The following is a 23,090-nucleotide window of genomic DNA, read 5'->3' as shown; positions in this document are numbered from 1 at the left end:
CTTTAGGCTGCTGCCAGCACCATTTTATAAGCCTTGTCGATCATGGGGTTGCCCTCTGCGGTGCGCAGGAACAGGTTTTCGTTGTAGTTGCGAGTTTTACGGATGGGGTCTGCATGGGTGGCAAAGTCGGAAACAGCGTTCACGAACCGCCAGCCATTCTTACCGACCCACTCCAGATCGGGTGCATTATAATAGCGAGCCTTCAAATCTTCCTGCAAGCGCAGGTTGTTCTTCCGCTGGCCATCGGTCAGATCTTCAGTGACAGGGAAAAACTCGTTGATAAACTCCTGCACCTTGCGATCAGACAGCTTGATGGTGGTCAGCTCATGGATGCCCTTGCCCAGTTCCCCCATATAGCTGTTGGCAAGCTGTAAGGTTTCACGAGCATCTTGCACCCGGAGCAGAACGTTTTCGGTATGGCGAGCAGTCCAGATGCGCTTTGCAGTACCCAGTGCCAGATTCAAAGTGTTCTGGCAGACCACACGAACCGGAGTCATGGCTACTTTTACACCAGAACTGCCATCGTGACTATTGAAGAACACAAGATATGGGGTCACTTCATCTCCGGCGATGATGTATTTCTCCGGCAGCTTTGCCAGCATCCAGACTTTCTTGCCACCCTGCAAGGAACCGGCAGTTTCGTAAGTAACACCCTCACCCAGCAGGTCATCGGTGAACTGGAACGCTTCTTCGTTCTGCACAATGCGGTAGCGGTCAGACACCACGCCCAGAACAGCTTCATCGGTGCTGCGGACATTGGCACGATAGCCGGGGATCATAGCACCCGTGCCGGAATAGATGTTGCGGCTTTCCACCTGCCAATCCAGACCAGCCAGCTCCAAGGCTTCACGACTTGCAGGGGCATCCATCACGATACGGCCAAGACCGTGCCAAGGGGTCTCACGGACAGAGAACATGGTTTCAACGTTTGCGGACATAATCTTTACCTCCAAAATTTTTGATTGTCTTATTTCTTTTCGATTTGATGAGCCATCCAGACAATGATTTTCGCAGCACCTTTTCCGACTGCTTTCATCACCTCCACCAATACTTTTTCAAAGATTTCTGCCATTGATTTTTCCTCCGTCTTTCTGTAAAAATCAAAGACCAGTAAGCTGATGTGATTGCTTACTGGTCTTTCTATCCAAGGGTATAATATATCATTATATCTGCTTCAGATACGCCTAACTTGTACCAAGTGTGTCCGATGTGTCCGTGTTTTTGCGAATCAGTCTTGTGTTTTCGTGTCTTTCAGGTGTTTTATGGGTGGAGATATAAGGATATAAAAAACTTGTTTTGAAAATCTCTGACACAACCGGCACAGCTGACACAGTCTCCTACTTCTGCGTTTTCGACCAGATTCCCACAACCACCGTGAGATCCTGCCATTCATTTTTGCGGATTCCCTGATTTCGGTATGCCTTAAAAGCCTTTGCCTCCTCGAAGGAAATCGAAAAGCGTGCCATCTCTACAAAGCCATCCATCGTATACGCTGCGGCGTTTCTCGCCTGTACCTCTGACATCTGAAAGTCGAGTACCCAGCGAAATTCTTCATTTGTCAAAGGCGTGATTTGCGCCACACAGCTGTTGATAAGCTCCCGATCAACATCGTTCTTTGATGCCCGCTGCCATTCATCCAGCTTCTGTGAGATCAGATTCATGTCCAGCGCTCCACTGCGTTCATCCTCCTGTTCTACGCTCTCATACTGAGATTGCAGATCTGCGATCTGGTTGTCTAAGCCTTTGCGACGTTCCATAAGTTCCTGTTTGGTGATGATGCCATCAGCACACAGGTCAATATACTTGTCCAGCCGTTCTCTCTGCTTAGCGATGCTCTTTTCCAGCATTGCCTTTCTGGAAATACGCACAGTCTTTTCCTCTGCCATGCAGCGGTTCAGAATCCGGTATACCTCTTTGACGGTCTTGCCTTTGTCAAATGTGAGATGTTCAAACACCTTTGCCGCCATCAAATCCAGCTTCCACTCACTGATGGCCTTGATTTGGCAGCTGATGCTCAAATCAAGGCCATGTTCCTGCAAGTAGCTGATGCTCGGCCTGCGTGTACGGCGGTAGCACTGAAATCCATGAATTACAGCACCATCCCGGTTCACACGCCACTTGAACTGAATAAATCCTGCACCGCAACTGCAACGCAATTTTGCCGTCCAGATGGATTTCGGCGTGTTCCGCATATACTTGTGCTTCTTTCCGTTTTCATCGATTACTCGTTCTGATTTTGAAGTCAGAATCTGCTGGCACCTGTCCCACGTTTCTTCTGACACCAGCGGTTCAAAATCGCCTTTCACATAGACGTAGCTGCTTTCGTCCAGATTTTTGACACGTTTTTGCGTCAAGTAGCCGTCACTGTGGGATTTATTGTAGCAGATACAACCCTTATAGGTCGCATTATGTAACACCCGGCTCACCTTGGAAGCGTCCCACGAAACATGGCCGCTTGCATCCAATCTGCCTAGCCTGTATAATTCTGCTGCCACTTTTTGAAGCCCAACCTTTCCAGTCGAATACATCTGGTAAATCAGTTTTACGGTCTGTGCCTGATCCGGATCTGGAACATAGGTTCCATTCTCTCTGCGGTATCCCAAGATATTTCCGTTGCCATACAAAACATGCTTCTCCCGACTGATTTCTTGCCCCGCCTTGACGCGCTCTGAAATTTTTCGGCTTTCATCCTGTGCCAAGGAAGACATAATCGTCAACCGAAGCTCACCATAATCGGTGGCCGTGTTGATACCATCGTTGATGAAAAATAGATTCACGCCCACAGCCTTCAACTCACGGATATAGGACAACGTATCAACTGTATTTCGTGCAAACCGGCTCACCTCACGGGTAATGATAAGGTCAAATTTACCTTTCTTTGCATCCTCTATCATATGCAAAAACTCTGGCCGCTTCTGTGCCTGTGTTCCGGTGATGCCTTGATCCACATAGACCTCCACGATTTCCCAGTCCGAGTGCCGGGAGCTTTCAATTTTATACCACTCCAACTGGTTTCCCAGTGCATTGATCTGTGCCTCATGTTCGGTTGAGACACGCGCATATACTGCTACTCGCATATTTTACCTCCACATTTTGAGATTTCAGGATAAAAAGAAAAGCTCTGGCAGAAATCTCCACCAGAGCCTCTCTCTGTCGCTTACGAAGCCTTTGCAGGCGATTCTTCCTCCTGCTCACGCTTCATCCGAAGGAAGTTCTGATAGGTAGGCAGGTTCAGCAGTCCTGCCGCAAAAAGAGCTTCGATCAGACAGTAAGCCATCGCCTTTTCGTCAACGTCCATCATCGTAACACCTCCGTAGTGCTTGTGATCGTGCTTCGGCTCACAGATATAACGTATCATCGAAAATTCAGACGTTACGGACGAAGGCGGATACCCCGGAACGCTGACACAGCATTCCTGCGGATAACCATGTCATTGCCCGGACATCTGGAACGTATGTGTTCAAACCCCATAGCTTTCAACGCATTTCTGAGATCCGAGTCTTTGCACACTCCTATGTTCTTCTCCTTGCAAAAGTGCAGATAGGCATTGTACAAGTCATCCAATGCAGTCATTGCATCCATATCACTTATATCACAACGCTCCTGCACAAACATTTTTACAGGCGAATATTTCGCACTGTCCACATAGGGAATCTCCGGGAAGATGTAGTTGTATTGTACAAGCTTTCGCGCATAATACAGTGCCTTTGTAACAATGGCGTCCCGCTCGGCCCAGATTTTGTCTCCCAAATCCGGGTCTTGCTGATTATCCGGGATTGCATAATTAAAGGGCAGATATACGATACGCTTCAGAAAAGCATCATCGTCTCCGTCAATGGAGAGCGGGTGATTACTAGAAAAGACAAACTTAATTCGTCTTTCCAGCAACGCATCATCGCGATATTTTCGTGGAATATTCATTGAATCTCCTCCGGTGATTTGTTTCAGCCGGGAGGCCGCTTCCTCGTTGATTTTGGAACTGGACATGTCCATGTCAAAATTGATGACGGAAGTTGCCAGGGATGCCATCCCAAATTGGTTTGTCAGCTGCTTGAGCTTGATATTGCTGATGGATTCTTTGGGGTACAGGTGTTTGATAAAGCTTCCCAGAACGCTCTTACCGCTATTTCCGACGCCTTTCATGAAAATGAAAAACTTTCCCCGTGCAGGATAGATAAGCAAATACCCGATTACCATCCAAAATCGCTCCATCAGCTGGGGATCACCGCCCGTGACCTGATGCAAATAGCCCTCAAATATCGGGCATTTTGCGTCAGGATCGTATTTTGCATTAATATAGGTAAAGGTTATTTGATCAGGACTGTGTGGGTGAAGCTTCCACTCTACAAGTTCAAAGACACCATTTTTCAAAGGTGCATAAATCGGCCCATTTTCCGATTCACTGCACTCAATTTGGGGATCCGTCAAGAAACACTCGTAGAGATCCTTATACCCATGGAGGCTGGATTCATGATTGAGTTCATAGTCCACATACTTACGATATAGCTTGATCAGTTGCTTTGCATCAAGCTGTGTGTAGTAATAGTTGTTGTAATAATACAGCGTATTTCCATAGGAAATGATGTGGACGTTTTTTTTCACTTTCCTTGTCAAGTCCACGAGGGACTGATCTTTAGAAACTTTCTTGACGGCCAGTTCTGGTGTTGGAAGACTTACTGGATCAGACAATGTGCTTTTCTGCACATCATCTGGTACGTCATCCATCATCAAGACCATTGGTGGTACTGCATCTCTCGCATTGAGAGAACCGGGATAGTCCGAAAACTGTTCGGAGAGTATCGGCGCATCCAACTTATGCCGTGTCTTGTTCCGTTTCTCCTTAAATATCTCGCCGGTCTTCGGTCTATCCTCAGGGACAATCGACGTCATATTCTCTAATAGCTCAACCTCACCAGACTGGAGAACTTCATTAGAATCATTGAAATCGTAATCCCATGCGGACACAGCTTCTGTCCCTTCAGTCGGCCGGACACGCTGCTCAAGCAATTTCTTTCGTTTTTCCTTGAATTCGGCTTTATTCATGCTTTTCTTCCTCCTTAGAAGTTTTCTGAACGTAGCTTTGCGCGATAAGATTCTCGATGAAGTTCTGCTTACCTGTCGTATTGCCAGAAATGAGATAATCAATTCTCGTCAGTCCACCATCCTGGTTGTCACCAACCCAGATGTATCCAGTTTCCGTATCCCAAGCATGAACCAAAAGCTCGTAGTGAGTCTCCTGTTCAATATCTTCGGTATGACCAACGATGATTGGTACATCTCCTCTGAGAATAAGGCCGAAGAAGATTTTTCCAGATTTGTCGGTTTTCGTGCTGTACAGAATCCGAAAGTTCTTAGTTCCATCCTCAATTTTCCAATTGTAGGCCGTGATCTGCTTTCCATTCTTGAAAACAAAAAGCTGAAGTCCCTCAAGGGTGGAGAAATATTCTCCTTCACGGAAGACTACCTTACCATTTAATCGAGCAATAGCTGAGTAGTCAGTTTTTCCTTTGAATGCCTTGTCAGTCAATTCAACACTGGTCACTGTAACATTGCGTTCCTCCTCGCTCAGTGATTTGTAGATTTCTTCGTTGCTTTTCTGTGTCATCATTATGACCTCCCAAATAAATAATAATTTGCTTCGACAATGTATCTGTCGTTTGCAGGTATGATTATACTCAGCCCTGCTTTCAGCTTCACGTAAAAAACAACGGTGCTCTTTTTCAAAAAAGAGCACCGTTGTTCATATTCCGTTCATATATTGATACTATTTGTTGTTTCTTCAATTCAATATACAAAAACCGTCCTTATTTTTTCAACATTCTGCAACATTACTTCATATATATCAGTTAAAAACTTTTTTCATCCGTACACCCTTTCATTCGTTTTTCTTCTCATACCGCTTTAACTGGCGTATCACTTCCTTTTTCATATCATGAGCCATATCATAATCAATTGTCTCTAAGCAGTATGTAATTTTCTCCATACAGCTTTCTAGTTCTCCATCCACAAAATCAAATACTGCTTTATTCTCTTTTCTATCATAATTATTATCAAAATCTGTTATTGTATTATACATTGCCTCAATCAAAATCCATGTCTTGGATTTTGTCAGTTCCATTTTTTCTTCAATTAAAAGGTCTTGCATCCTAGTCATCATCGCCTTCTTACTAAAATGCATTGCCTTATTCTCCCATAATGATTGAAAACCTCTAATTATTATTTCTTCTAGCACAATGTCCGATAGCTGATACTGCACTAACTGATATGTAAGTTGATTTTCACGTCTATCTACAAAGTTCTTCCATTCATCTTCTTTTCTCTCTAAAAGCAAATCAAAGAACACCATATTTGATGCTGTAAGCAGTGTTTTATCCGCTATCATTGTAACCAATTTCTTATATTCATTTCCGATGATAATTTTGAGTTTCTTTTTAATTTCCTTTCCTATTTTTTCTCTTTTCTCTCTTACGTCAAGGTTATATTCAGGATCTTCTGCCTTATTATTTTTAGCATTATTCTTTGCTTGTTCATCAAGATAGTTTTGAACCTTTGCGTCCGTGATCTTACATATCTTCAATTCAACTCCATTTTTTCGCATCCACTGTTTCAGGCAGTATTCTTGAAATGTCAATGTCTCCTGAGATTCCTTTACATTTTCATATCGTGAAACGATTTCTTTATATACTTCATCCCATTTTTTTAGTTCTTGATTGCACTTTCGCTCTCTTTTTTCATCCTCTTTTTTTCTTCTAATTGCTTCCTGTATAATTTTTTCGCCTTCTGACAATTCCATAGTTTCCTCCTAAAAAACAAACCCTCCCCGGCAAAACCATTCAGTTTCACCGGGGAGGGTTTATCATACGTTTATCTTCCCATGTTTTGCACGATTAGTGCATTTTCATGCAACAATCTTACTTTCTGGGATTTTTGATAGCAGCCTGAGCAGCAGCCAGACGTGCGATAGGCACACGGAAGGGAGAGCAGCTGACGTAGTCCAGACCGACGTTGTGGCAGAACTCCACGCTCGTGGGGTCGCCGCCGTGCTCGCCGCAGATGCCCAGACCCAGATCGGGGCGGGTCTCACGGCCGTCGTGAGCAGCCATCTTGACCAGCTTGCCGACGCCGACCTGATCCAGATGCTGGAACGGATCGCTCTCGTAGATCTTGTTCTCGTAGTATGCACCCAGGAACTTGGCAGCGTCATCACGGCTGAAGCCGAAGGTCATCTGGGTCAGGTCGTTGGTGCCGAAGCTGAAGAACTCAGCCTCCTTGGCGATCTCGCCGGCAGTCAGGGCTGCACGGGGGATCTCGATCATGGTACCGACCTGATACTTCATGTCAACGCCAGCAGCAGCGATCAGCTCGTCAGCAACCTTGACGACAACGTCCTTGACGAACTTCAGCTCCTTGACCTCGCCGACCAGCGGGATCATGATGTGCGGGGTGATCACATGGCCGGTCTCAGCAGAGACGTTCAGAGCAGCCTTGATCACAGCGCGGGTCTGCATAGCAGCGATCTCAGGGTAGGTAACAGCCAGACGGCAGCCACGGTGACCCATCATGGGGTTGAACTCGTGCAGAGAAGCAACCACGTTCTTCAGGTCTTCGTAGGTCATGCCCATGTCGGCAGCCAGTTCCTTGATGTCCTCGTCCTTGGTGGGCAGGAACTCGTGCAGGGGCGGGTCCAGATAACGGATGGTCATCGGGCGCTCACCCATGATGCGGTACATGGCCTCGAAGTCACCCTGCTGGAACGGCTCGACCTTGGCCAGAGCAGCCTCGCGCTCTTCCACGGTGCGTGCGCAGATCATCTCGCGGACAGCCTTGATGCGGTCCTCAGCGAAGAACATGTGCTCGGTACGGCACAGGCCGATGCCCTCAGCACCCAGATCCACTGCCTGCTGTGCGTCACGCGGGTTATCAGCGTTGGTCATGACCAGCAGCTGACGAGCTGCGTCTGCCCAGCCCATGAAGCGGTTGAAGTTCTTGTTGCCGGTAGCTGCCACGGTTGCGACCTGCTCGCCGTAGATGTTGCCGGTGGAGCCGTCGATGGAGATCCAGTCGCCCTCAACGAACTTGTGGCCGTTGATCTCGAAGGTCTTTGCCTCCTCATCGATCTTGACCTCGTTGTCGTTGCCGCAGCCGGAGACACAGCAGGTGCCCATACCACGGGCAACAACGGCTGCGTGGCTGGTCATGCCGCCGCGGACGGTCAGGATGCCCTGAGAGACCTGCATACCCACGATATCCTCGGGGCTGGTCTCCAGACGCACCAGAACGACCTTCTTCATCTTGCCGGACTTGACCATCTCCTCTGCCTCTTCAGCAGTAAAGACGATCTGGCCGCAGGCAGAACCGGGAGAAGCTGCCAGACCCTTGCCGACGACCTCTGCGGCCTTCAGGGCAGCAGCATCGAACTGGGGATGCAGCAGGGTATCCAGCTGCTTGGGCTCCACGCGCAGGACAGCCTCCTGCTCGGTGATCATGCCCTCGTCCACCAGATCGCAGGCGATCTGCAGAGCAGCCTGTGCGGTACGCTTGCCGTTACGGGTCTGCAGCATATACAGGTGGCCGTCCTCGATGGTGAACTCCATATCCTGCATATCGCGGAAGTAGTTCTCCAGACGGGTAGCGATCTCGACAAACTGATCGTACACCTCAGGCATCTGATCCTTCAGGTGGCTGATGGGAGAAGGAGTGCGCACGCCGGCAACAACGTCCTCGCCCTGTGCATTGATCAGGTACTCGCCCATCAGCTTCTTAGCGCCGGTGGCGGGGTCACGGGTGAATGCAACGCCGGTGCCGGAACGGTCGCCGGAGTTACCAAAGGCCATCTGCTGCACGTTGACAGCGGTGCCCCACTCGTAGGGGATTTCATTCATCTTACGGTAGACGTTTGCACGGGGGTTATCCCAGCTGCGGAACACGGCCTTGACAGCCTCGATCAGCTGATCACGGGGATCCTGCGGGAAGGGACGGCCTTCGTTCTCCTCGTAGATCTTCTTGAAGGTGCCGACCAGTTCCTTCAGGTCATCAGCAGTCAGGTCAACGTCGTTCTTGACGCCCTTGGCTTCCTTCATCTTGTCGATCTCGACCTCGAACAGGCTCTTCGGGACCATCATAACGACGTCGGCGAACATCTGCACGAAGCGGCGGTAGCAGTCGTATGCAAAGCGGGTGTTGCCGGTCTTTTTAGCCAGACCCTCAACAGCCTCGTCGTTCAGGCCCAGGTTCAGGATGGTGTCCATCATACCGGGCATGGACTGACGTGCGCCGGAACGGACGGAGACCAGCAGGGGGTTGGTGTTGTCGCCGAACTTCTTGCCGGTGATCTTCTCCAAGCCCTTGAGGTGCTCAAAGATGTCAGCAGTAATTTCGTCATTGATCTGACGGCCGTCTGCGTAATACTGGGTGCAGGCGTCGGTAGTGATGGTGAAGCCCTGCGGCACCGGCATACCGGCTGCGGTCATCTCGGCCAGACCGGCACCCTTGCCGCCCAGCGTGTTCTTCATGGTGACCTTGTCACCGCCGAAAGCTTCATTGCCTTCGCTGAAGTAGTACAGATACTTTTTGCTCATGCGTTGTTTACCTCCCATTCGTGACCGGCGGCATGGCGGCCGCGGTCTCATCGTTTGCCTTGTCTTGAACGTACGATGAACATTGTTTTATGAATGCTAAACTATTATACCAGAAAATCCATTCCTTTCCACCATGCAAAATCCCGAATTTGTCTGTTATTTTTTATGCAAATCCCTTGAAATTTGCCAAGTTTTAAGGTAGTATAGAATGGGAGAAAGTTCGAGAGGTTTTTTGTTTGTACACGCGATTTCTCGTCCTGTTGGATACAACTTTCTATCCCTGTAACTTTTCAAATTCTATTTTGTCGGAACAAAGCTTTCCGCAGCGGGGTGCTGGGGCGGACAGGCAACAATTTTCCGGTCGCCTTTTCTGCCTCTCTTCCGCCGCGCGCTTTGGTGGGAAGGGAGATTTTTTTCATGCAGAATCCTATTTCTGAGCAGGCCCGCGCCGCTGCTCTGGCACAGCTGGACGCCGCCGAGGCTGCCCGTGAGGACATCCTTGTGCAGCACATTGCAAACGGCGTGGTCATTGACAGCCGCACCGTGCAGATTGCCCCGGAGGTGGTCATTGCCCCGGGTGCTGTCATTCTTGCAGGCACCATCCTGCGGGGCAAGACGGTCATCGGCGCAGGCTGCGTCATCGGTCCCAACACCCTGATCGAGGACAGCACCGTGGACGAGGGCACTACCGTGAACGCCAGCCAGATCTACGGCAGCCATATCGGCCCCCACAACAACATCGGCCCCTTCACCCATGTGCGGGTGAACACTGTCACCGATTACGGCGTGCATCTGGGTGCCTATGTGGAGACCAAGAACTCCAACTTTGCCCGCGGCAACACCGTGAGCCACCTGACCTACATCGGCGACAGCGATGTGGGCAAGTACTGCAACTTCGGCTGCGGCACCGTCACCTGCAACTACGACGGCAAGGATAAGTTCCGCACCCAGATCGGCGACTACTGCTTCATCGGCTGCAACACCAACCTTGTGGCCCCGGTCAAGGTGGGCGATGGTGCCTATACCGCCGCCGGCAGCACCATCACCAAGGATGTGCCCGCACAGGCACTGGGCATTGCCCGGGAGCGCCAGACCAATCTGGACGGCTGGGCAGAGCCCAAGATGGAAGCCTACATCGCCAAAAAGCAGAAGCTGGAAAACGAGCAGAGCAAGTAACGCTCTGCCGGAAGGGAGCTACGTATGAAGTCTGAAAGCTTTCGCAAGCAGGCGCTGAGCCTTGTCCTTTTCTTCGCGGCCATTGCCGCCGTGTTTGCCCTGACCCGTCTGCGCAGCGACCCCGCCAAAAAGCAGGCCGAGTTCGTGGTGCAGCAGCTGCTCTCCTGCTCCTCTGCCGTAGAGCAGGCCGTGGATGCCGCCGCGCCCGCCGGCAGTGAACCGGGGCTTGCTGCTGTGGACACCGATGGCCTGTACGCCTTTCTTCAGGCGCAGCTGGGCGATGCCATGACAGCCGACTGCCTTGATAAAGTCATGGCAAACCGTCTGCCCACCCGCATCACTGCGCTGGCAGGGCAATCCGGTGATAAGCTGGTGCCCGCTGACCTCACCCTGAAAAAGCGCGCCGGGGCAGAAAACTGCTACGACTTTTCCGCCGCCCTGCTGACCTCCACGGACAGCACCGCCGCGCAGGTATCCGGCACCATCACCATGGTGAAGGAGGACGGTCGCTGGAAAGCCTCTGCCATCACGCTGAACCTGTAATATAATGCTTCTCTGCCCCTGTGCCCTGCGGCACGGGGGTATTTTTTGCTTATAATGTATATCTTTTTGCGCGCGCGTATGTTATACTTAGATGTTGTATCACACTATTATCAGGAAAAGGTATTATCATATCATGAATGAAACCGATATCTGGCTCATTGCAGGGCTGGGCAACCCCGAAGCAAAGTACGATGGCACCCGCCACAACGCCGGTTTTGCCGCGCTGGACGCGCTGGCCGACAAGTGGAACATCTCTGTGGGCAAGACCAAGTTCCAAGGCCTGTGGGGACAGGGCGAGGTGGACGGCCACAAGGTAGTGCTGCTGAAGCCCCTGACCTACATGAACCTCTCCGGCGATTCCATCGCCCCTATGGCGGGCTTTTTCAAGATTCCTGCCGACCATGTGCTGGTGCTGTGCGATGACATTACGCAGGCACCCGGCAAGCTGCGCATCCGTCCCTCCGGCTCTGCGGGCGGGCACAACGGCCTGAAGAGCATCATCGCCCGGCTGGGCGGGGAGAATTTCCCCCGCATCCGCATCGGCATCGGCGCAAAGCCCCACCCGGACTACGACCTTGCCGCATGGGTGCTGGGCAAGTTCCCGCCCGAGGACGCCAAGGCCATCGCCGACCGCTACTCTGACCTTGAAGCCGCCGCAAAGCTTATCATGGACGGCAAGCTCAGTCTGGCACAGAGCAAGTATAACGGGTAAACGCCCCCACTCGTAAAAATGCGTTTGGAGCGCTCCGCAGAGCTTGTCGGGGCAAAGCCCCTCCATCTGCTAGCGCAGACCGCTCTGCCGCTTAAAAGCCCCACTGGGGCTTTCATTGCTACGCTGCGCTCCGCAAACGCGGTCGCTCCAAACGCGAAATTATAAATAATTCTTCCGCTGAAAATATCCAGAGCGCAACGACGACGACCGCCGCCAGTGGCGGAAACAGGGAGGAGTTGTTGGGGCAGCGGCCAGCAAGACGCACGTGCCGCCCAAGGCACGCTGCGGATGCTGGGTGCCGCAACCCGATAAGCGGAGGATATTCAAAATCGTTATTCTCCCGCATCCTGACAGGAAAGGAGGTTTTTCCATGTACGAAGCCTTACTCAAGGCCACCCCGGAATATCAGAAGGTCGCCGCAAGCTTTGGCTCTGCCGGGCCGGCGGCGCTGTTCGGCTTGCCGCCCGCAGGCAGGGCGCTGCTGTATGCCGCCCTGCAAAAAGACCTTGGGCGGGTGCTCTGCATCGTGACCCCCGGCGAAGCCGAGGCCACCCACTTTGCGGACGACCTCAAGGCGCTGGGGCTTACTGCTGCGGTGTTCCCGCCCCGGGACTTTATGCTGCGCCCGGTGGAGGGCGCAGGCCGCGAGTATGAGTACCGCCGCCTTTCGGTGCTGGGCGCACTGGCGGGCGGGCGACTGCAGGCCGTCTGCGTGCCCGCCGAAGCGCTTTTGCAGTACACCGTGCCCCGGGCTGAATTCATCCAGAATACCCTGACCTTAAAGCCCGGCATGGTGTATAACCGCGAAGCACTGGTAGCGCGGCTGTTTGCCGCCGGGTATGTGCGGCGCAGTCAGGTGGACGGCCCGGGACAGTTCAGCGTGCGCGGCGATATCGTGGATATCTACGCGCCGGATATGCGTCAGCCCGCCCGCGTGGAGTACTGGGACGACGAGATCGACTCCATGTCCTCCTTTGACCTGCTGACCCAGCGGCGGGACGGCGCACTGGAAAAAATATACCTCTCCCCTGCCCGCGAGGTGCTGTTCGGCAGCACCGCCGAGACTGCCGAGGCGCTGCGCAGCGCCATCAAAAAGGCGCGCGGCAAGCACCGCACCGCGCTGGAAAAGGCCACCGAAGCCGATCTTTCCCAGCTGGATTCCGGCCTGATGCCGGAGGCTATGGATAAATATTACGGCATCCGCTACCCCGCCCCCGCCACGCTGCTGGACCATCTGGACGCGCCGCTGTTCATTCTGGATGAAGTTGGCGGCATCCGGGATGCCCAAAAGGCCACTGAGTTCCGCCGCAGCGAGGAGCTGACCGGACTGCTGGAAGAAGGCGTACTCTGCCCCGGGCTGGATGTGCTGTACCAGACCATGGACGATCTTGTCATTGCCGCCCAGAACCACAGCACCCTGCTGTGCGAGAATTTCCTGCGCGGGATGAACGAGTTCAAGCTGAAAGACCTCATCAACGCCGAGGCTTTTGCCGCCCCCAACTGGAACGGCGACCTTGCCTCCCTGCGGGAGGACTTAGACCCGCTCATTGCCCAAGGCTACGCCATCACCCTGTTTGCCGGCACACCCAAGGGCGCAGCCGCTCTGACCCGCGACCTTGCCGACAAGGGCTACGCCGTGAGCATGAGCCGGGATGTGCGCCCCGCCAAGGGCATTTTGCAGGTGCTGCCCGGGCACTTGACCGCCGGGTGCACCTTCCCCTTTGCCCATGCGGCGGTGCTTTCCAGCCGCCGCCACGGGCTGGACGAGGAAGCCGCCGCCGAAGCCAAAAAGCGCAAGAAGAACAAAAACGCCCTGTCCAGCCTTTCGGACATCAAGCCCGGGGACTATGTGGTGCACCAGAGCCACGGCATCGGGATGTACGCCGGTATCCAGCGGCTGGAGGTGCAGGGCGCTACCAAGGACTACCTCAAGGTGCAGTATTCCGGCTCGGACGTGCTGTATGTGCCGGTGACCCAGCTGGATCTGCTCAGCCGCTACACCGCCCCCGGCGATGAGGAAAAGGTAAAGCTGGCAAAGCTGGGCGGCACCGAGTGGCAGCGCACCCGCGCCAAGGTGAAAAAAGCCACCGAGGAGATGGCGCAGGAGCTGATCGAGCTTTACGCCCGCCGCCGTCAGGCCACGGGCTACGCCTTCCCGCCGGACGGCGACTGGCAGCGGGACTTTGAGACCCGCTTTGACTACGACGAGACCGACGACCAGCTGCACGCCACCGCCGAGATCAAGCAGGACATGGAAAAGGGTTACCCCATGGATCGGCTGCTCTGCGGCGATGTGGGCGTGGGCAAGACCGAGGTGGCGCTGCGCGCCGCCTTCAAGTGCATCATGGGCGGCAAGCAATGCGCCCTGCTGGCCCCCACCACCCTGCTGGCGTGGCAGCACTACAACACCCTGCTCTCCCGCATGGAGGCCTTCCCGGTGAAGATCGGGATGCTGTCCCGCTTCCGCACCGCAAAACAGCAAAAGGAGACGTTACGCGGCTTACAGGCCGGCAGCGTGGATATCGTGGTGGGCACCCACCGGCTGCTGTCCAAAGATGTGAAGTTCCACGACCTCGGCCTTGTCATCATCGACGAGGAACAGCGCTTTGGCGTAAAGCACAAGGAAAAGCTGAAGGAAAACTTCATCGGGGTGGATATGCTCACCCTGTCGGCCACCCCCATTCCCCGCACATTGAACATGGCAATGAGCGGCATCCGGGATCTTTCCACCATCGAGCAGCCGCCCATTGAGCGGCAGCCGGTGGAGACCTTTGTGCTGGAATACAACGACGTTATTCTGGCCGAAGCTATGAAGAAGGAGCTTGCCCGGGGCGGGCAGGTGTACTACCTGCACAACCGGGTGGACAACATTGAAGCCTGCGCCGCCCATGTCAGCCAGATGGTGCCGGGGGCGCGGGTGGGTATTGCCCACGGCAAGATGACCGAGGAGGAGCTGAACCCCGTATGGCAGCACCTGCTGAACGGCGAGATCGACATTCTGGTCTGCACCACTCTCATTGAGACCGGCATTGATGTGCGCAACTGCAACACCCTCATCATTGAGGACGCCGACCGCATGGGTCTGGCGCAGCTGTACCAGATCCGTGGGCGGGTGGGGCGCTCCGGCCGCAAGGCCTACGCCTACTTTACCTTCCGCCGGGACAAGACCCTGACCGATATCGCCCAGAAGCGGCTTTCTGCCATCCGGGAGTTCACCGCTTTTGGCTCGGGCTTCCGCATCGCCATGCGGGATTTGCAGATTCGCGGCGCAGGCAGTCTGCTGGGGCACAGCCAGCACGGCCACATGGAAGCCGTGGGCTACGACCTCTACGTTAAAATGCTGGGACAGGCCATTGCCCGGGCGCGGGGCGAGCCCGTCCAGCGGGACAAGAGCGATTGTCTTGTGGACCTGCGGGTGGACGCCTTTATCCCGGAAAAGTATATCCCGGACGGCGCAGGACGTATCGAAGCCTACAAGCGCATTGCCGCCATCCAGACCCCGGAGGACGCCGCCGATGTGCTGGACGAGCTTATCGACCGCTACGGCGACCCGCCGCCCTCGGTGAGCGATCTGGTCAACGTCTCCCTTGTCCGCGTACAGGCCGCTGCCGTGGGCGTGTATGAGGTGACCCAGAAGAAGGATACCCTTGTGCTGAATCTGGAAACGCTGGACCTTGCCATGATCCGCGGCCTGTTACAGGCTTTCAATGGCCGTGTCACCGCCGGCGCGGGCACAAAGCCCTATCTCTCGGTGGTATTACAGCCGGACGAAAAGCCGCTGGAACTGCTGCAAAACATCCTGAAAGCAATGGCAGATATCCTGACCGGCACCGAACGCGAAAAAGCGCCCCAAACAGGGGGAGCTGGCACGCGCAAACGTGACTGAGCAGGTTTTATAAAAACAAACAAGGAGCAAAACGCATGAAAAAGAAACTGCTTGCGCTGGTATGCGCACTTGCACTGACCGTCAGCCTTGTGGGCTGCGCACTCTCCACCCCGGACACCGTGGGCAAGATCGGCGATTTTGAGGTGACCAGCGGCCTGTATCTGCTGGCGCAGTACGATGCCTACCAGCAGGCTGCGCAGCTGGCAGGCTCTGAGCAGGACACCAGCAAGGTAAAGTCCTTCCTCAAGGCCACCATCACCACCGATGCCGACACCGGCGAGACCGCCGTGGTAAAGGACTATGTGGCACAAAAGACCCTTGAGACTTTGCAGACCCTTGCCGCCGTGGATGCCCGCTTTACTGAACTGGGCGGTGAGCTGACCGAGGAGCAGAAGTCTGCCGCCGACAGCTACGCCCAGCAGCTGATGGACAACTACGGCGATGCCTACACCGCCAACGGCATCGGGCTGGAGACCTTGAAGCTGTTCCAGCAGCTGCAATACAAGCACACCCTGCTGCTGGATCTTGTCTACGGCAAGGACGGCGAGACCCCTGTGGAGGACGGCGAGCTGACCGAGCATCTGGACAGCACCATGTACGAGATCGGTTTTATCACCGTGCCCCTGTACAACACCAGCACCTTTGCTTTTGCCAGCGACGACCAGAAGGCCGAGATGCTCTCCCTTGCCCAGAAGGCTGCGGACAGCTACAACGCCGCTGCCCCGGAGGACACTTCCAGCCAACTGACCGTCTTTAACAGCATCGCAAGCAGCGCACTGACCGATATCTGCGCCGTGCTGGACGCAGAGGTTCCCTCCACCAGCACCCTGCAGACCGACCTGCTGAGCGAAAGCGACCTGACCGATGCCTTTACGCAGGAGGGTGCCGCCGATACCCTGCGCGGCCTTGCCTACGGGCAGGCAGCCGCCATCCAGTACTCCGGCTACGCCCTGATGCTGGCCGTCCGTCTGGACCCGCTGGGCGTTTCCACGCTGGATGCTCTGCGCAGCCAGATCCTGAGCGACCTGAAGGGCGAGGAGCTGGACGACGCCCTTGCCGCCTACGGTGCTCAGCTGGATAACAGCCTGAGCAGCTCTGCCATGAGCAAGCTGCCCGCCGCCAAGATCGTGAACGCCACCAGCGCCAACAGCGCCAACAGCTAATGGCTTTGTAAAAACAACACGCCCGGGTTTTCCACATCCTTTCTGCGGGAGGTGGAAAACCCGGGCGTTGTTTTTATTTTATTACTTTTGCAAACTCTGCGGCAAGGGCGGCGTTCACCGAGCGGACGGCGTTGGCGTCCGGCTTGATGGCGGTGCGGTCGTAGGTGAACAGGCCGTTCACCTCGTCCTCCACGTCGGTCAGCTGGGTGTATACCAGCGCCGAAAGCCCCTTTTGCAGCTGCGGCAGCACCGTGCCCAGCTGCAATTTTTTGTAGCGGGCGGTCAGCTCCTCCCGGCTTTTGGCCGTGCCGTAGCCGTAAGTCTTGCGGGGCGGCTCGTGCCCGGGCATGGGCCATGCAATGCCGCCGTACTCGCTCAGGGCTATGGTGCGGGTCTGCGGGCGCACCCGCAGGGGGTAGAAGTAGTTGTGCAGGGAGTATACATCCCCGCCGCCTTGATCGTACCAGCCGCTGGCTTCGTCCACAAGACGGGTGTCGTCCAGCGCGCGGATGGCCTGCACCGCCCCGGCGGCATCGTACTGTCCCCAGCCCTCGTTAAAGGGCACCCAGCAGCCCACGCAGGGGTGACAGCGCAGCGCCTGTACCGTATCTTCCAGCTCCCGGCGGTATTCGGTGCGGCTGCTTTCGCTCCCCCGGCTCAGCAGCCCCCACAGCGCCGCCTTGTCCGGCAGGCGGCGCATAAGCGGCTGCAAAACATTGGTCAGGTAGGTGACGAACCACAGGTTATACTTACTGCCGCCGTTGACCATATCCTGCCAGACTACAAGCCCCAGCCTGTCGCAGTGGTAGTACCAGCGCTGCGGCTCGATCTTTGCGTGCTTGCGCAGCAGGTTGTAGCCCAGCGCCTTTACCTCGCTCAGCTCCCGCTCCACCGCCGCATCCGAGGGCGGGGTGTACAGTCCCTCCGGCCAGTAGCCCTGATCCAGCAGGCCGTTGAGCAGGATAGGCTTATCGTTCAGGCAAAAGCGCAGCACGCCCCTTGCGTCCGGTGCGCAGCTCCACTTGCGCAGGGCAAAGTAGCTGTGCACAGTGTCGAACTGTTCTTCCTCTCCCTGCGTGGTGCCCACGGTCAGGTCGTACAAAAAGGGCGTGTCCGGACTCCATGGGAAGAAATACTCGTCCGCAATATGCAGCGTCACCTCACCGTCTTGGCCGGCCTCATCGCTGCCCCAGTCCTCGGCAATGGTCACGCCCCCGGCGCGCACTACAGCCCACAGGTTCGCCGCGCCGCCGGGTGCAGAGGTATGGGCTTTCACGGTCACGGTGCGGGCATCGTAGTCCGGCGTAACGGTGAGAGACTGGATGTAATTTTCCGGCACGCGCTCCAGCCAGACGGTCTGCCAGATGCCGCTCTGCGCGGGGTAGAACATCCCGCCGGGCTGCAAGGTCTGCTTGCCCCGCGCCTGTGTGCCGTGGCCGGTGGGGTCCTGCACCGCCACCCACAGGCTGTTGCGGCCTGTGCCGTTGAGCTGCGCGGTGATATCCAGCGTAAAGGGCCAGTAGCCGCCCCGGTGACCGCCCACCAGATGGCCGTTCACCTGCACGGCACAGGCGTAGTCCACTGCACCGAAATGCAGCAGCACCCGTCCGCCCGTCCCGGCGGGCGGCGCAAAATATCGGTGGTAGTGCAGCCACTGCCCGGGCTGCAATGTGCGCCCCACCCCGGAGGCGCGGCACTCCGGCGCGTAGGGCACTAAGATCTCACCGTCCCAGCCCGCCGGGCGCTGTGCCGAGGCGGTGATGGCGTACTGCCACGGGCCGTTCAGGTTCTCGTAGCTGTCCCGGCGCATGGCGGGGCGGGGATATTCCGTCAAAGGATGCATACACTCACCAGCCTTTTCTACTCGTTTGCTCCATTCTAGCACAGCCCGGGGCGTTTGTATACCGGGGAGCGGACGATTTTGAATGGCCGCCGCGTGCGCTTTGGCCATCTTCAGCGGAAAATTATTTTTATATTTGCAATTCTGGAAAATCTGCGGATTTTCCAGAATTGCTTCTTCATAGGAGTAAAAAAGAGCCGCCGCACGGCGGCATGGCTGTGCGGCGGCTTTGTGAGAAGGTTGGAAATTGCTTAGTTCTCGGCCAGATTACCGGTATAAAGCTGGTAATACTTGCCCTTTTTGGCGATCAGCTCGTCGTGGCTGCCGCGCTCGATGATGCGGCCCTGCTCCAGCACCACGATGCAGTCTGCATTGCGGACGGTGGACAGGCGGTGCGCGATGACAAAGCTGGTGCGGCCGTACATCAGGCCGTCCATGCCGCGCTGCACCAGCGCCTCGGTGCGGGTATCAATGGAGGAGGTCGCCTCGTCCAGGATCAGCACCGGGGGATCAGCAACGGCTGCGCGGGCAATGGCAAGCAGCTGACGCTGTCCCTGCGAGAGGTTGGCGCCATCGCCGGTCAGCATGGTGTTGTAGCCCTCCGGCAGGCGCTTGATAAAGCCATCGGCGTTGGCAAGGCGGGCGGCGGCGATGCACTCTTCATCGGTGGCCTCCAACCGGCCGTAGCGGATGTTCTCCATCACCGTGCCGGTAAACAGGTGGGTGTCCTGCAGCACGATGCCCAGCGAGCGGCGCAGGTCGGCTTTTTTGATCTTGTGGATGTTGATGCCGTCGTAGCGGATCTTGCCGTCCTGAATATCGTAGAAGCGGTTGATCAGGTTGGTAATGGTAGTCTTGCCCGCACCGGTAGAGCCGACAAAGGCGATCTTCTGCCCCGGACGGCCATACAGGTTGATGTCATGCAGCACCGTCTTTTCCGGCACATAGCCAAAGTCTACGTCCGTAAAGGTGATATCGCCCGCCAGCTTGTGGTAGGTAACGGTGCCGTCGTGGTGGGGGTGCTTCCACGCCCACAGGCCGGTGCGCTCGGCAGTTTCCACCAGCTGGTCGTTGCGGTCGTACTTGGCGTTCACCAGCGTCACATAGCCCTCGTCGGTCTCGCTGGGCTCGTCCATCATCTTGAAGATGCGCTCGGCACCGGCCAGTGCCATGATGACGCTGTTGGCCTGCATGGACACCTGACTGATGGGCATATTGAAGCCCTTGTTCAGGCTGAGGAAAGCCACCACGGTGCCAAGGGTCATGCCGCCAACGCCGCCCACAGCCATGGCTGCACCAGTCAGTGCGCAGATGGCATAGCTGATGTTGCCCAGCTGGGCGTTGACCGGCATCATGATGTTGGAGAAGGCGTTGGCCTGCTTGGCGCTTTCCTTCAGCTGGTCATTCAGCGCACGGAAGCCGGCAAGGGTCTGCTGCTCGTGGGTGAACACCTTGACCACCTTCTGGCCCTCCATCATCTCCTCGATGTAGCCGTTCACCTTGCCCAGATCCCGCTGCTGCTGGATGAAGTACTTGGAGGAGCTTTCTGCGATCTGCTTGGAGCAGAACAGCATCAGCGCCACCATGAGCATGGTAACGATGGTCAGCTGCCAGCTGAGCATGCACATGCTGAAGAACACGGATACGATGGTGATGACGCTGGACACCAGCTGCGGGATGCTCTGGCTGAGCATCTGGCGCAGGGTATCCACGTCGTTGGTGTACACGGACATGATATCGCCGTGGGGATGGGTATCAAAATACCGGATGGGCAGGCTTTCCATGTGGGTGAACAGCTTGGTGCGCAGATTGCGCAGCGTGCCCTGCGTTACGTTGACCATAATGCGGGCGTTGGCCCATGCGGCCAGAATACCCACAAGGTAGATGCAGCACATCCGCACCAGTGCACCCGCCAGCGGTGCAAAGCTGGGGTTCTGCTGGCGGGTCATGGGCACGATGTAATCGTCCATCAAAGTCTGCAAGAACAGGCTGGCCTGCACATTGGCCAGCGCGCTGACCACGATGCAGATAAGCACAAGGATGCAGTGAGGCAGATAGTTGCGGAACACTTCATCCATAATGCGCTTGAGCAGCTTGCCCGGGTTTTCCACCTTGGGGCGCGGCCCCCGTGCGCCCCGCGGGCCGGGGCCATGTACTTCTTTTACTGCCATTACTGCGCACCTCCCTGCTTGTCAAAATCGCCGCCGCCCTGCGTCTGGCTGTTGTAGACCTCCTGATAGATGGCGTTGGTCGCCAGCAGCTCTGCGTGGGTACCCAGACCGTTGATCTGACCGTTCTCCAGCACCAGAATGCGGTCTGCATCCTGCACCGAGGAAATACGCTGTGCAATGATGATCTTGGTCGTGCCGGGGATCTCCTCCCGGAAGGCCTTGCGGATCTTGGCATCGGTCGCGGTATCCACGGCGCTGGTGGAGTCGTCCAAGATCAGCACCTTGGGCTTGCGCAGCAGGGCGCGGGCGATGGTCAGGCGCTGCTTCTGGCCGCCGGACACGTTGGAGCCACCCTGTTCGATCCATGTATTGTACTTATCCGGGAAGCGCTGGATGAATTCATCCGCGCAGGCCAGTTTTGCCATGCGGATGCACTCTTCCTCGGTGGCGTTGGCATCGCCCCAGCGGAGGTTATCCAGAATGGTGCCGCTGAACAGCACATTCTTCTGCAGCACCATGGAGACCTCGCGGCGCAGCACGTCAAGGTTATAATCCCGCACGTCCACGCCGCCCACACGCACGGTGCCGCTCTCGGCATCGTACAGGCGGGGGATCAGCTGCACCAGACTGGACTTTGCACTGCCGGTGCCGCCGATGATGCCCAGCGTCTCGCCGGGCTGGATGGTAAAGCTGATATCGTTCAGCACCGGCTGACCGCTGCCGTGCTTATACTTGAAGGTAACGTGGTCAAACTGGATGCTGCCGTCTGCCACCTGCTGCACCGGCTGCTTTGCCGGGGGCAGGTCGGTGTGCTCGTCCAGCACCTCCACGATACGCTTGGCAGAAGCGGCGGACATGGCGATCATGACAAAGGCCATGCTCAGCATCATCAGTGCCATGAGGATGTTCATGATATAGCCGAACAGGGCGTTCAGCTGGCCGGTGGTAATGGCACCGTGCAGCACATACTTTGCGCCGAACCAGCTCAGCGCGATGTTGCAGCCGTACACCGCCACCAGCATAGCGGGGTTATTGAAGCTCAGGCGGCTTTCCGCGTTGACGAACTGCTTGTACAGGCTCTCGCAGGCGGCAGTGTATTTTTCGTTCTCGAAGCCCTCGCGCACAAAGCTTTTTACCACGCGGATGGCAGAAACATTCTCCTGCACCGAGGCGTTGAGGTTATCGTAGTTCTTGAACACACGGTCAAAGATGTGGAAGGTGGGGATCATGATGGCAGCCAGCACCGCCACCAGAAAGGCCACCGCCACCACGAACACCAGCGACAGCGGGCCACCGATGACCACAGCCATGAACATTGCAAACACCAGATGCACCGGGGCGCGCACGCACATGCGCAAAATCATCTGGAAGGCGTTCTGCACGTTGGTCACGTCGGTGGTCATGCGGGTGACAAGACCTGCCGTGGAAAATTTGTCGATGTTGGAAAAAGAGTAATGCTGGATGTTTTCATACATGGCATCGCGCAGATTTCCGGCAAAGCCGGTGGATGCCTCGGCGGCGTACTTGCCCGCCAGCACGCCCAGCACCAGCGCAATGGCTGCCACCAGAAAGGTAAGCAGGCCGTAGCGGATGATGGCGTTCATATCGCCCTTTTCAATGCCCTGATCGATGATAAAGGCCATGATGGTGGGCAGCAGCACATCCATAATGGCTTCCAGCGCAGCAAAGAGCGGTGTCTTGATCGAGGCGGCTTTATACTCGCCCAGATGCGACACAAGCTTTTTGATCATCTGAGTTCCCTCCTGTTGAATTTATTTGTTTGTTACAAAACAATTTTATACAAAACAATTTAAATGTCAAGACGTTTCGCAAAATGTTCATAATTGCTAATTTAGCAAGTCCTTTTTCGGCGCTTTGACGGAAAAGGTAGCTGAACTCCCTCAGTCGCCTGCGGCGACAGCTCCCTCTGGGAGGGAGCCTTTGGCATGGTGGGAAAGTCTTAGGCTAACCCGCAAAGTTTTCGGGCGTACCCGCTCCCCCGGGGGGAGCTGTCGAGCGTA

16 protein-coding genes are annotated in these 23,090 nt (G+C 55.6%); 6 read left to right on the top strand and 10 right to left on the bottom strand.

What is annotated here, in order from left to right:
• Nucleotides 1-2: 2 nt before the first annotated feature.
• The 7 genes from MTP36_RS02610 to ppdK all read right to left on the bottom strand — a co-directional run bounded on the left by MTP36_RS02610 (nt 3) and on the right by ppdK (nt 9,578).
• The gene (locus MTP36_RS02610) at nt 3-938 is read right to left on the bottom strand and encodes a DUF932 domain-containing protein (protein WP_249253322.1); all 936 of its coding nucleotides are present in this window, start codon (nt 936-938) and stop codon (nt 3-5) included.
• A gap of 399 nt (nt 939-1,337) precedes the next feature.
• A complete protein-coding gene (locus MTP36_RS02605; protein WP_249253321.1) occupies nt 1,338-3,077 on the bottom strand; it encodes a recombinase family protein in 1,740 nt (579 codons plus the stop codon).
• Between the two features lie 80 nt (nt 3,078-3,157).
• Nucleotides 3,158-3,301, bottom strand: coding sequence for a hypothetical protein (locus MTP36_RS02600; RefSeq protein WP_249253319.1), 144 nt, complete (start codon nt 3,299-3,301; stop codon nt 3,158-3,160).
• A 71-nt stretch (nt 3,302-3,372) separates the two neighbouring features.
• Nucleotides 3,373-5,043, bottom strand: coding sequence for a DNA primase family protein (locus tag MTP36_RS02595; RefSeq protein ID WP_249253317.1), 1,671 nt, complete (start codon nt 5,041-5,043; stop codon nt 3,373-3,375).
• Nucleotides 5,036-5,608: a hypothetical protein gene (locus MTP36_RS02590; protein ID WP_155515371.1), complete on the bottom strand. Its 573-nt coding sequence runs from the start codon at nt 5,606-5,608 to the stop codon at nt 5,036-5,038. The genes MTP36_RS02595 and MTP36_RS02590 overlap by 8 nt, the downstream gene beginning before the upstream one ends.
• 267 nt (nt 5,609-5,875) lie before the next feature.
• A complete protein-coding gene (locus tag MTP36_RS02585) occupies nt 5,876-6,793 on the bottom strand; it encodes a hypothetical protein (RefSeq protein ID WP_055185466.1) in 918 nt (305 codons plus the stop codon).
• Between the two features lie 118 nt (nt 6,794-6,911).
• Nucleotides 6,912-9,578, bottom strand: coding sequence for a pyruvate, phosphate dikinase (gene ppdK / locus MTP36_RS02580; RefSeq protein ID WP_015537435.1), 2,667 nt, complete (start codon nt 9,576-9,578; stop codon nt 6,912-6,914).
• 417 nt (nt 9,579-9,995) lie between these two features.
• On the opposite strand from ppdK, the gene MTP36_RS02575 reads away from it, so the two are divergent.
• The 5 genes from MTP36_RS02575 to MTP36_RS02555 all read left to right on the top strand — a co-directional run bounded on the left by MTP36_RS02575 (nt 9,996) and on the right by MTP36_RS02555 (nt 17,058).
• On the top strand, nt 9,996-10,754 hold the full coding sequence (locus tag MTP36_RS02575) for a DapH/DapD/GlmU-related protein (RefSeq protein ID WP_249253315.1): 759 nt from the start codon (nt 9,996-9,998) through the stop codon (nt 10,752-10,754).
• A 24-nt stretch (nt 10,755-10,778) separates the two neighbouring features.
• Nucleotides 10,779-11,297, top strand: coding sequence for a hypothetical protein (locus MTP36_RS02570; protein WP_055185468.1), 519 nt, complete (start codon nt 10,779-10,781; stop codon nt 11,295-11,297).
• Nucleotides 11,298-11,430: 133 nt separating this feature from the next.
• A complete protein-coding gene (pth, locus tag MTP36_RS02565; RefSeq protein ID WP_249253313.1) occupies nt 11,431-12,009 on the top strand; it encodes an aminoacyl-tRNA hydrolase in 579 nt (192 codons plus the stop codon).
• A gap of 370 nt (nt 12,010-12,379) precedes the next feature.
• Complete coding sequence (gene mfd / locus MTP36_RS02560; protein WP_249253304.1) at nt 12,380-15,895, top strand: transcription-repair coupling factor; 3,516 nt, start codon at nt 12,380-12,382, stop codon at nt 15,893-15,895.
• Nucleotides 15,896-15,930: 35 nt separating this feature from the next.
• Entirely contained in the window at nt 15,931-17,058 is a 1,128-nt protein-coding gene (locus tag MTP36_RS02555; RefSeq protein ID WP_249253293.1) for a foldase, read from the top strand.
• A 73-nt stretch (nt 17,059-17,131) separates the two neighbouring features.
• Here the strand turns inward: MTP36_RS02555 and MTP36_RS02550 are convergent, their stop codons facing one another.
• Nucleotides 17,132-18,901 carry a glycoside hydrolase family 2 protein gene (locus MTP36_RS02550; RefSeq protein WP_249253291.1) on the bottom strand — a complete coding sequence of 590 codons (1,770 nt, stop codon included), beginning with the start codon at nt 18,899-18,901 and terminating at the stop codon, nt 17,132-17,134.
• Between the two features lie 78 nt (nt 18,902-18,979).
• Here MTP36_RS02550 and MTP36_RS02545 point away from each other — a divergent pair, with 78 nt between their 5' ends.
• Nucleotides 18,980-19,153: a hypothetical protein gene (locus tag MTP36_RS02545; RefSeq protein WP_249253283.1), complete on the top strand. Its 174-nt coding sequence runs from the start codon at nt 18,980-18,982 to the stop codon at nt 19,151-19,153.
• Here MTP36_RS02545 and MTP36_RS02540 read toward each other — a convergent pair.
• Both MTP36_RS02540 and MTP36_RS02535 read right to left on the bottom strand, forming a co-directional pair.
• Complete coding sequence (locus tag MTP36_RS02540) at nt 19,150-21,069, bottom strand: ABC transporter ATP-binding protein (RefSeq protein WP_249253281.1); 1,920 nt, start codon at nt 21,067-21,069, stop codon at nt 19,150-19,152. The two genes, MTP36_RS02545 and MTP36_RS02540, sit on opposite strands and share 4 nt — an antisense overlap.
• The gene (locus MTP36_RS02535; protein WP_249253279.1) at nt 21,069-22,820 is read right to left on the bottom strand and encodes an ABC transporter ATP-binding protein; all 1,752 of its coding nucleotides are present in this window, start codon (nt 22,818-22,820) and stop codon (nt 21,069-21,071) included. Before MTP36_RS02535 ends, MTP36_RS02540 begins: the two co-directional genes overlap by 1 nt.
• Nucleotides 22,821-23,090: the final 270 nt, after the last annotated feature.

This window comes from Faecalibacterium sp. I4-1-79 (genome assembly GCF_023347235.1).
Classification (GTDB): Bacteria; Bacillota; Clostridia; order Oscillospirales; family Ruminococcaceae; genus Faecalibacterium; species Faecalibacterium tardum.
Note: the sequence above shows the minus strand (reverse complement) of the source record. Positions and strands in the feature narration are given on the sequence as shown.

Excerpts from the sequence above, each read along its gene's own strand:
- MTP36_RS02610 (WP_249253322.1), bottom strand. The coding sequence starts at position 938 with ATGTCCGCAAACGTTGAAACCATGTTCTCTGTCCGTGAGACCCCTTGG.
- MTP36_RS02605 (WP_249253321.1), bottom strand. The coding sequence starts at position 3,077 with ATGCGAGTAGCAGTATATGCGCGTGTCTCAACCGAACATGAGGCACAG.
- MTP36_RS02600 (WP_249253319.1), bottom strand. The coding sequence starts at position 3,301 with ATGATGGACGTTGACGAAAAGGCGATGGCTTACTGTCTGATCGAAGCT.
- MTP36_RS02595 (WP_249253317.1), bottom strand. The coding sequence starts at position 5,043 with ATGAATAAAGCCGAATTCAAGGAAAAACGAAAGAAATTGCTTGAGCAG.
- MTP36_RS02590 (WP_155515371.1), bottom strand. The coding sequence starts at position 5,608 with ATGATGACACAGAAAAGCAACGAAGAAATCTACAAATCACTGAGCGAG.
- MTP36_RS02585 (WP_055185466.1), bottom strand. The coding sequence starts at position 6,793 with ATGGAATTGTCAGAAGGCGAAAAAATTATACAGGAAGCAATTAGAAGA.
- ppdK (WP_015537435.1), bottom strand. The coding sequence starts at position 9,578 with ATGAGCAAAAAGTATCTGTACTACTTCAGCGAAGGCAATGAAGCTTTC.
- MTP36_RS02575 (WP_249253315.1), top strand. The coding sequence starts at position 9,996 with ATGCAGAATCCTATTTCTGAGCAGGCCCGCGCCGCTGCTCTGGCACAG.
- MTP36_RS02570 (WP_055185468.1), top strand. The coding sequence starts at position 10,779 with ATGAAGTCTGAAAGCTTTCGCAAGCAGGCGCTGAGCCTTGTCCTTTTC.
- pth (WP_249253313.1), top strand. The coding sequence starts at position 11,431 with ATGAATGAAACCGATATCTGGCTCATTGCAGGGCTGGGCAACCCCGAA.
- mfd (WP_249253304.1), top strand. The coding sequence starts at position 12,380 with ATGTACGAAGCCTTACTCAAGGCCACCCCGGAATATCAGAAGGTCGCC.
- MTP36_RS02555 (WP_249253293.1), top strand. The coding sequence starts at position 15,931 with ATGAAAAAGAAACTGCTTGCGCTGGTATGCGCACTTGCACTGACCGTC.
- MTP36_RS02550 (WP_249253291.1), bottom strand. The coding sequence starts at position 18,901 with ATGCATCCTTTGACGGAATATCCCCGCCCCGCCATGCGCCGGGACAGC.
- MTP36_RS02540 (WP_249253281.1), bottom strand. The coding sequence starts at position 21,069 with ATGGCAGTAAAAGAAGTACATGGCCCCGGCCCGCGGGGCGCACGGGGG.
- MTP36_RS02535 (WP_249253279.1), bottom strand. The coding sequence starts at position 22,820 with ATGATCAAAAAGCTTGTGTCGCATCTGGGCGAGTATAAAGCCGCCTCG.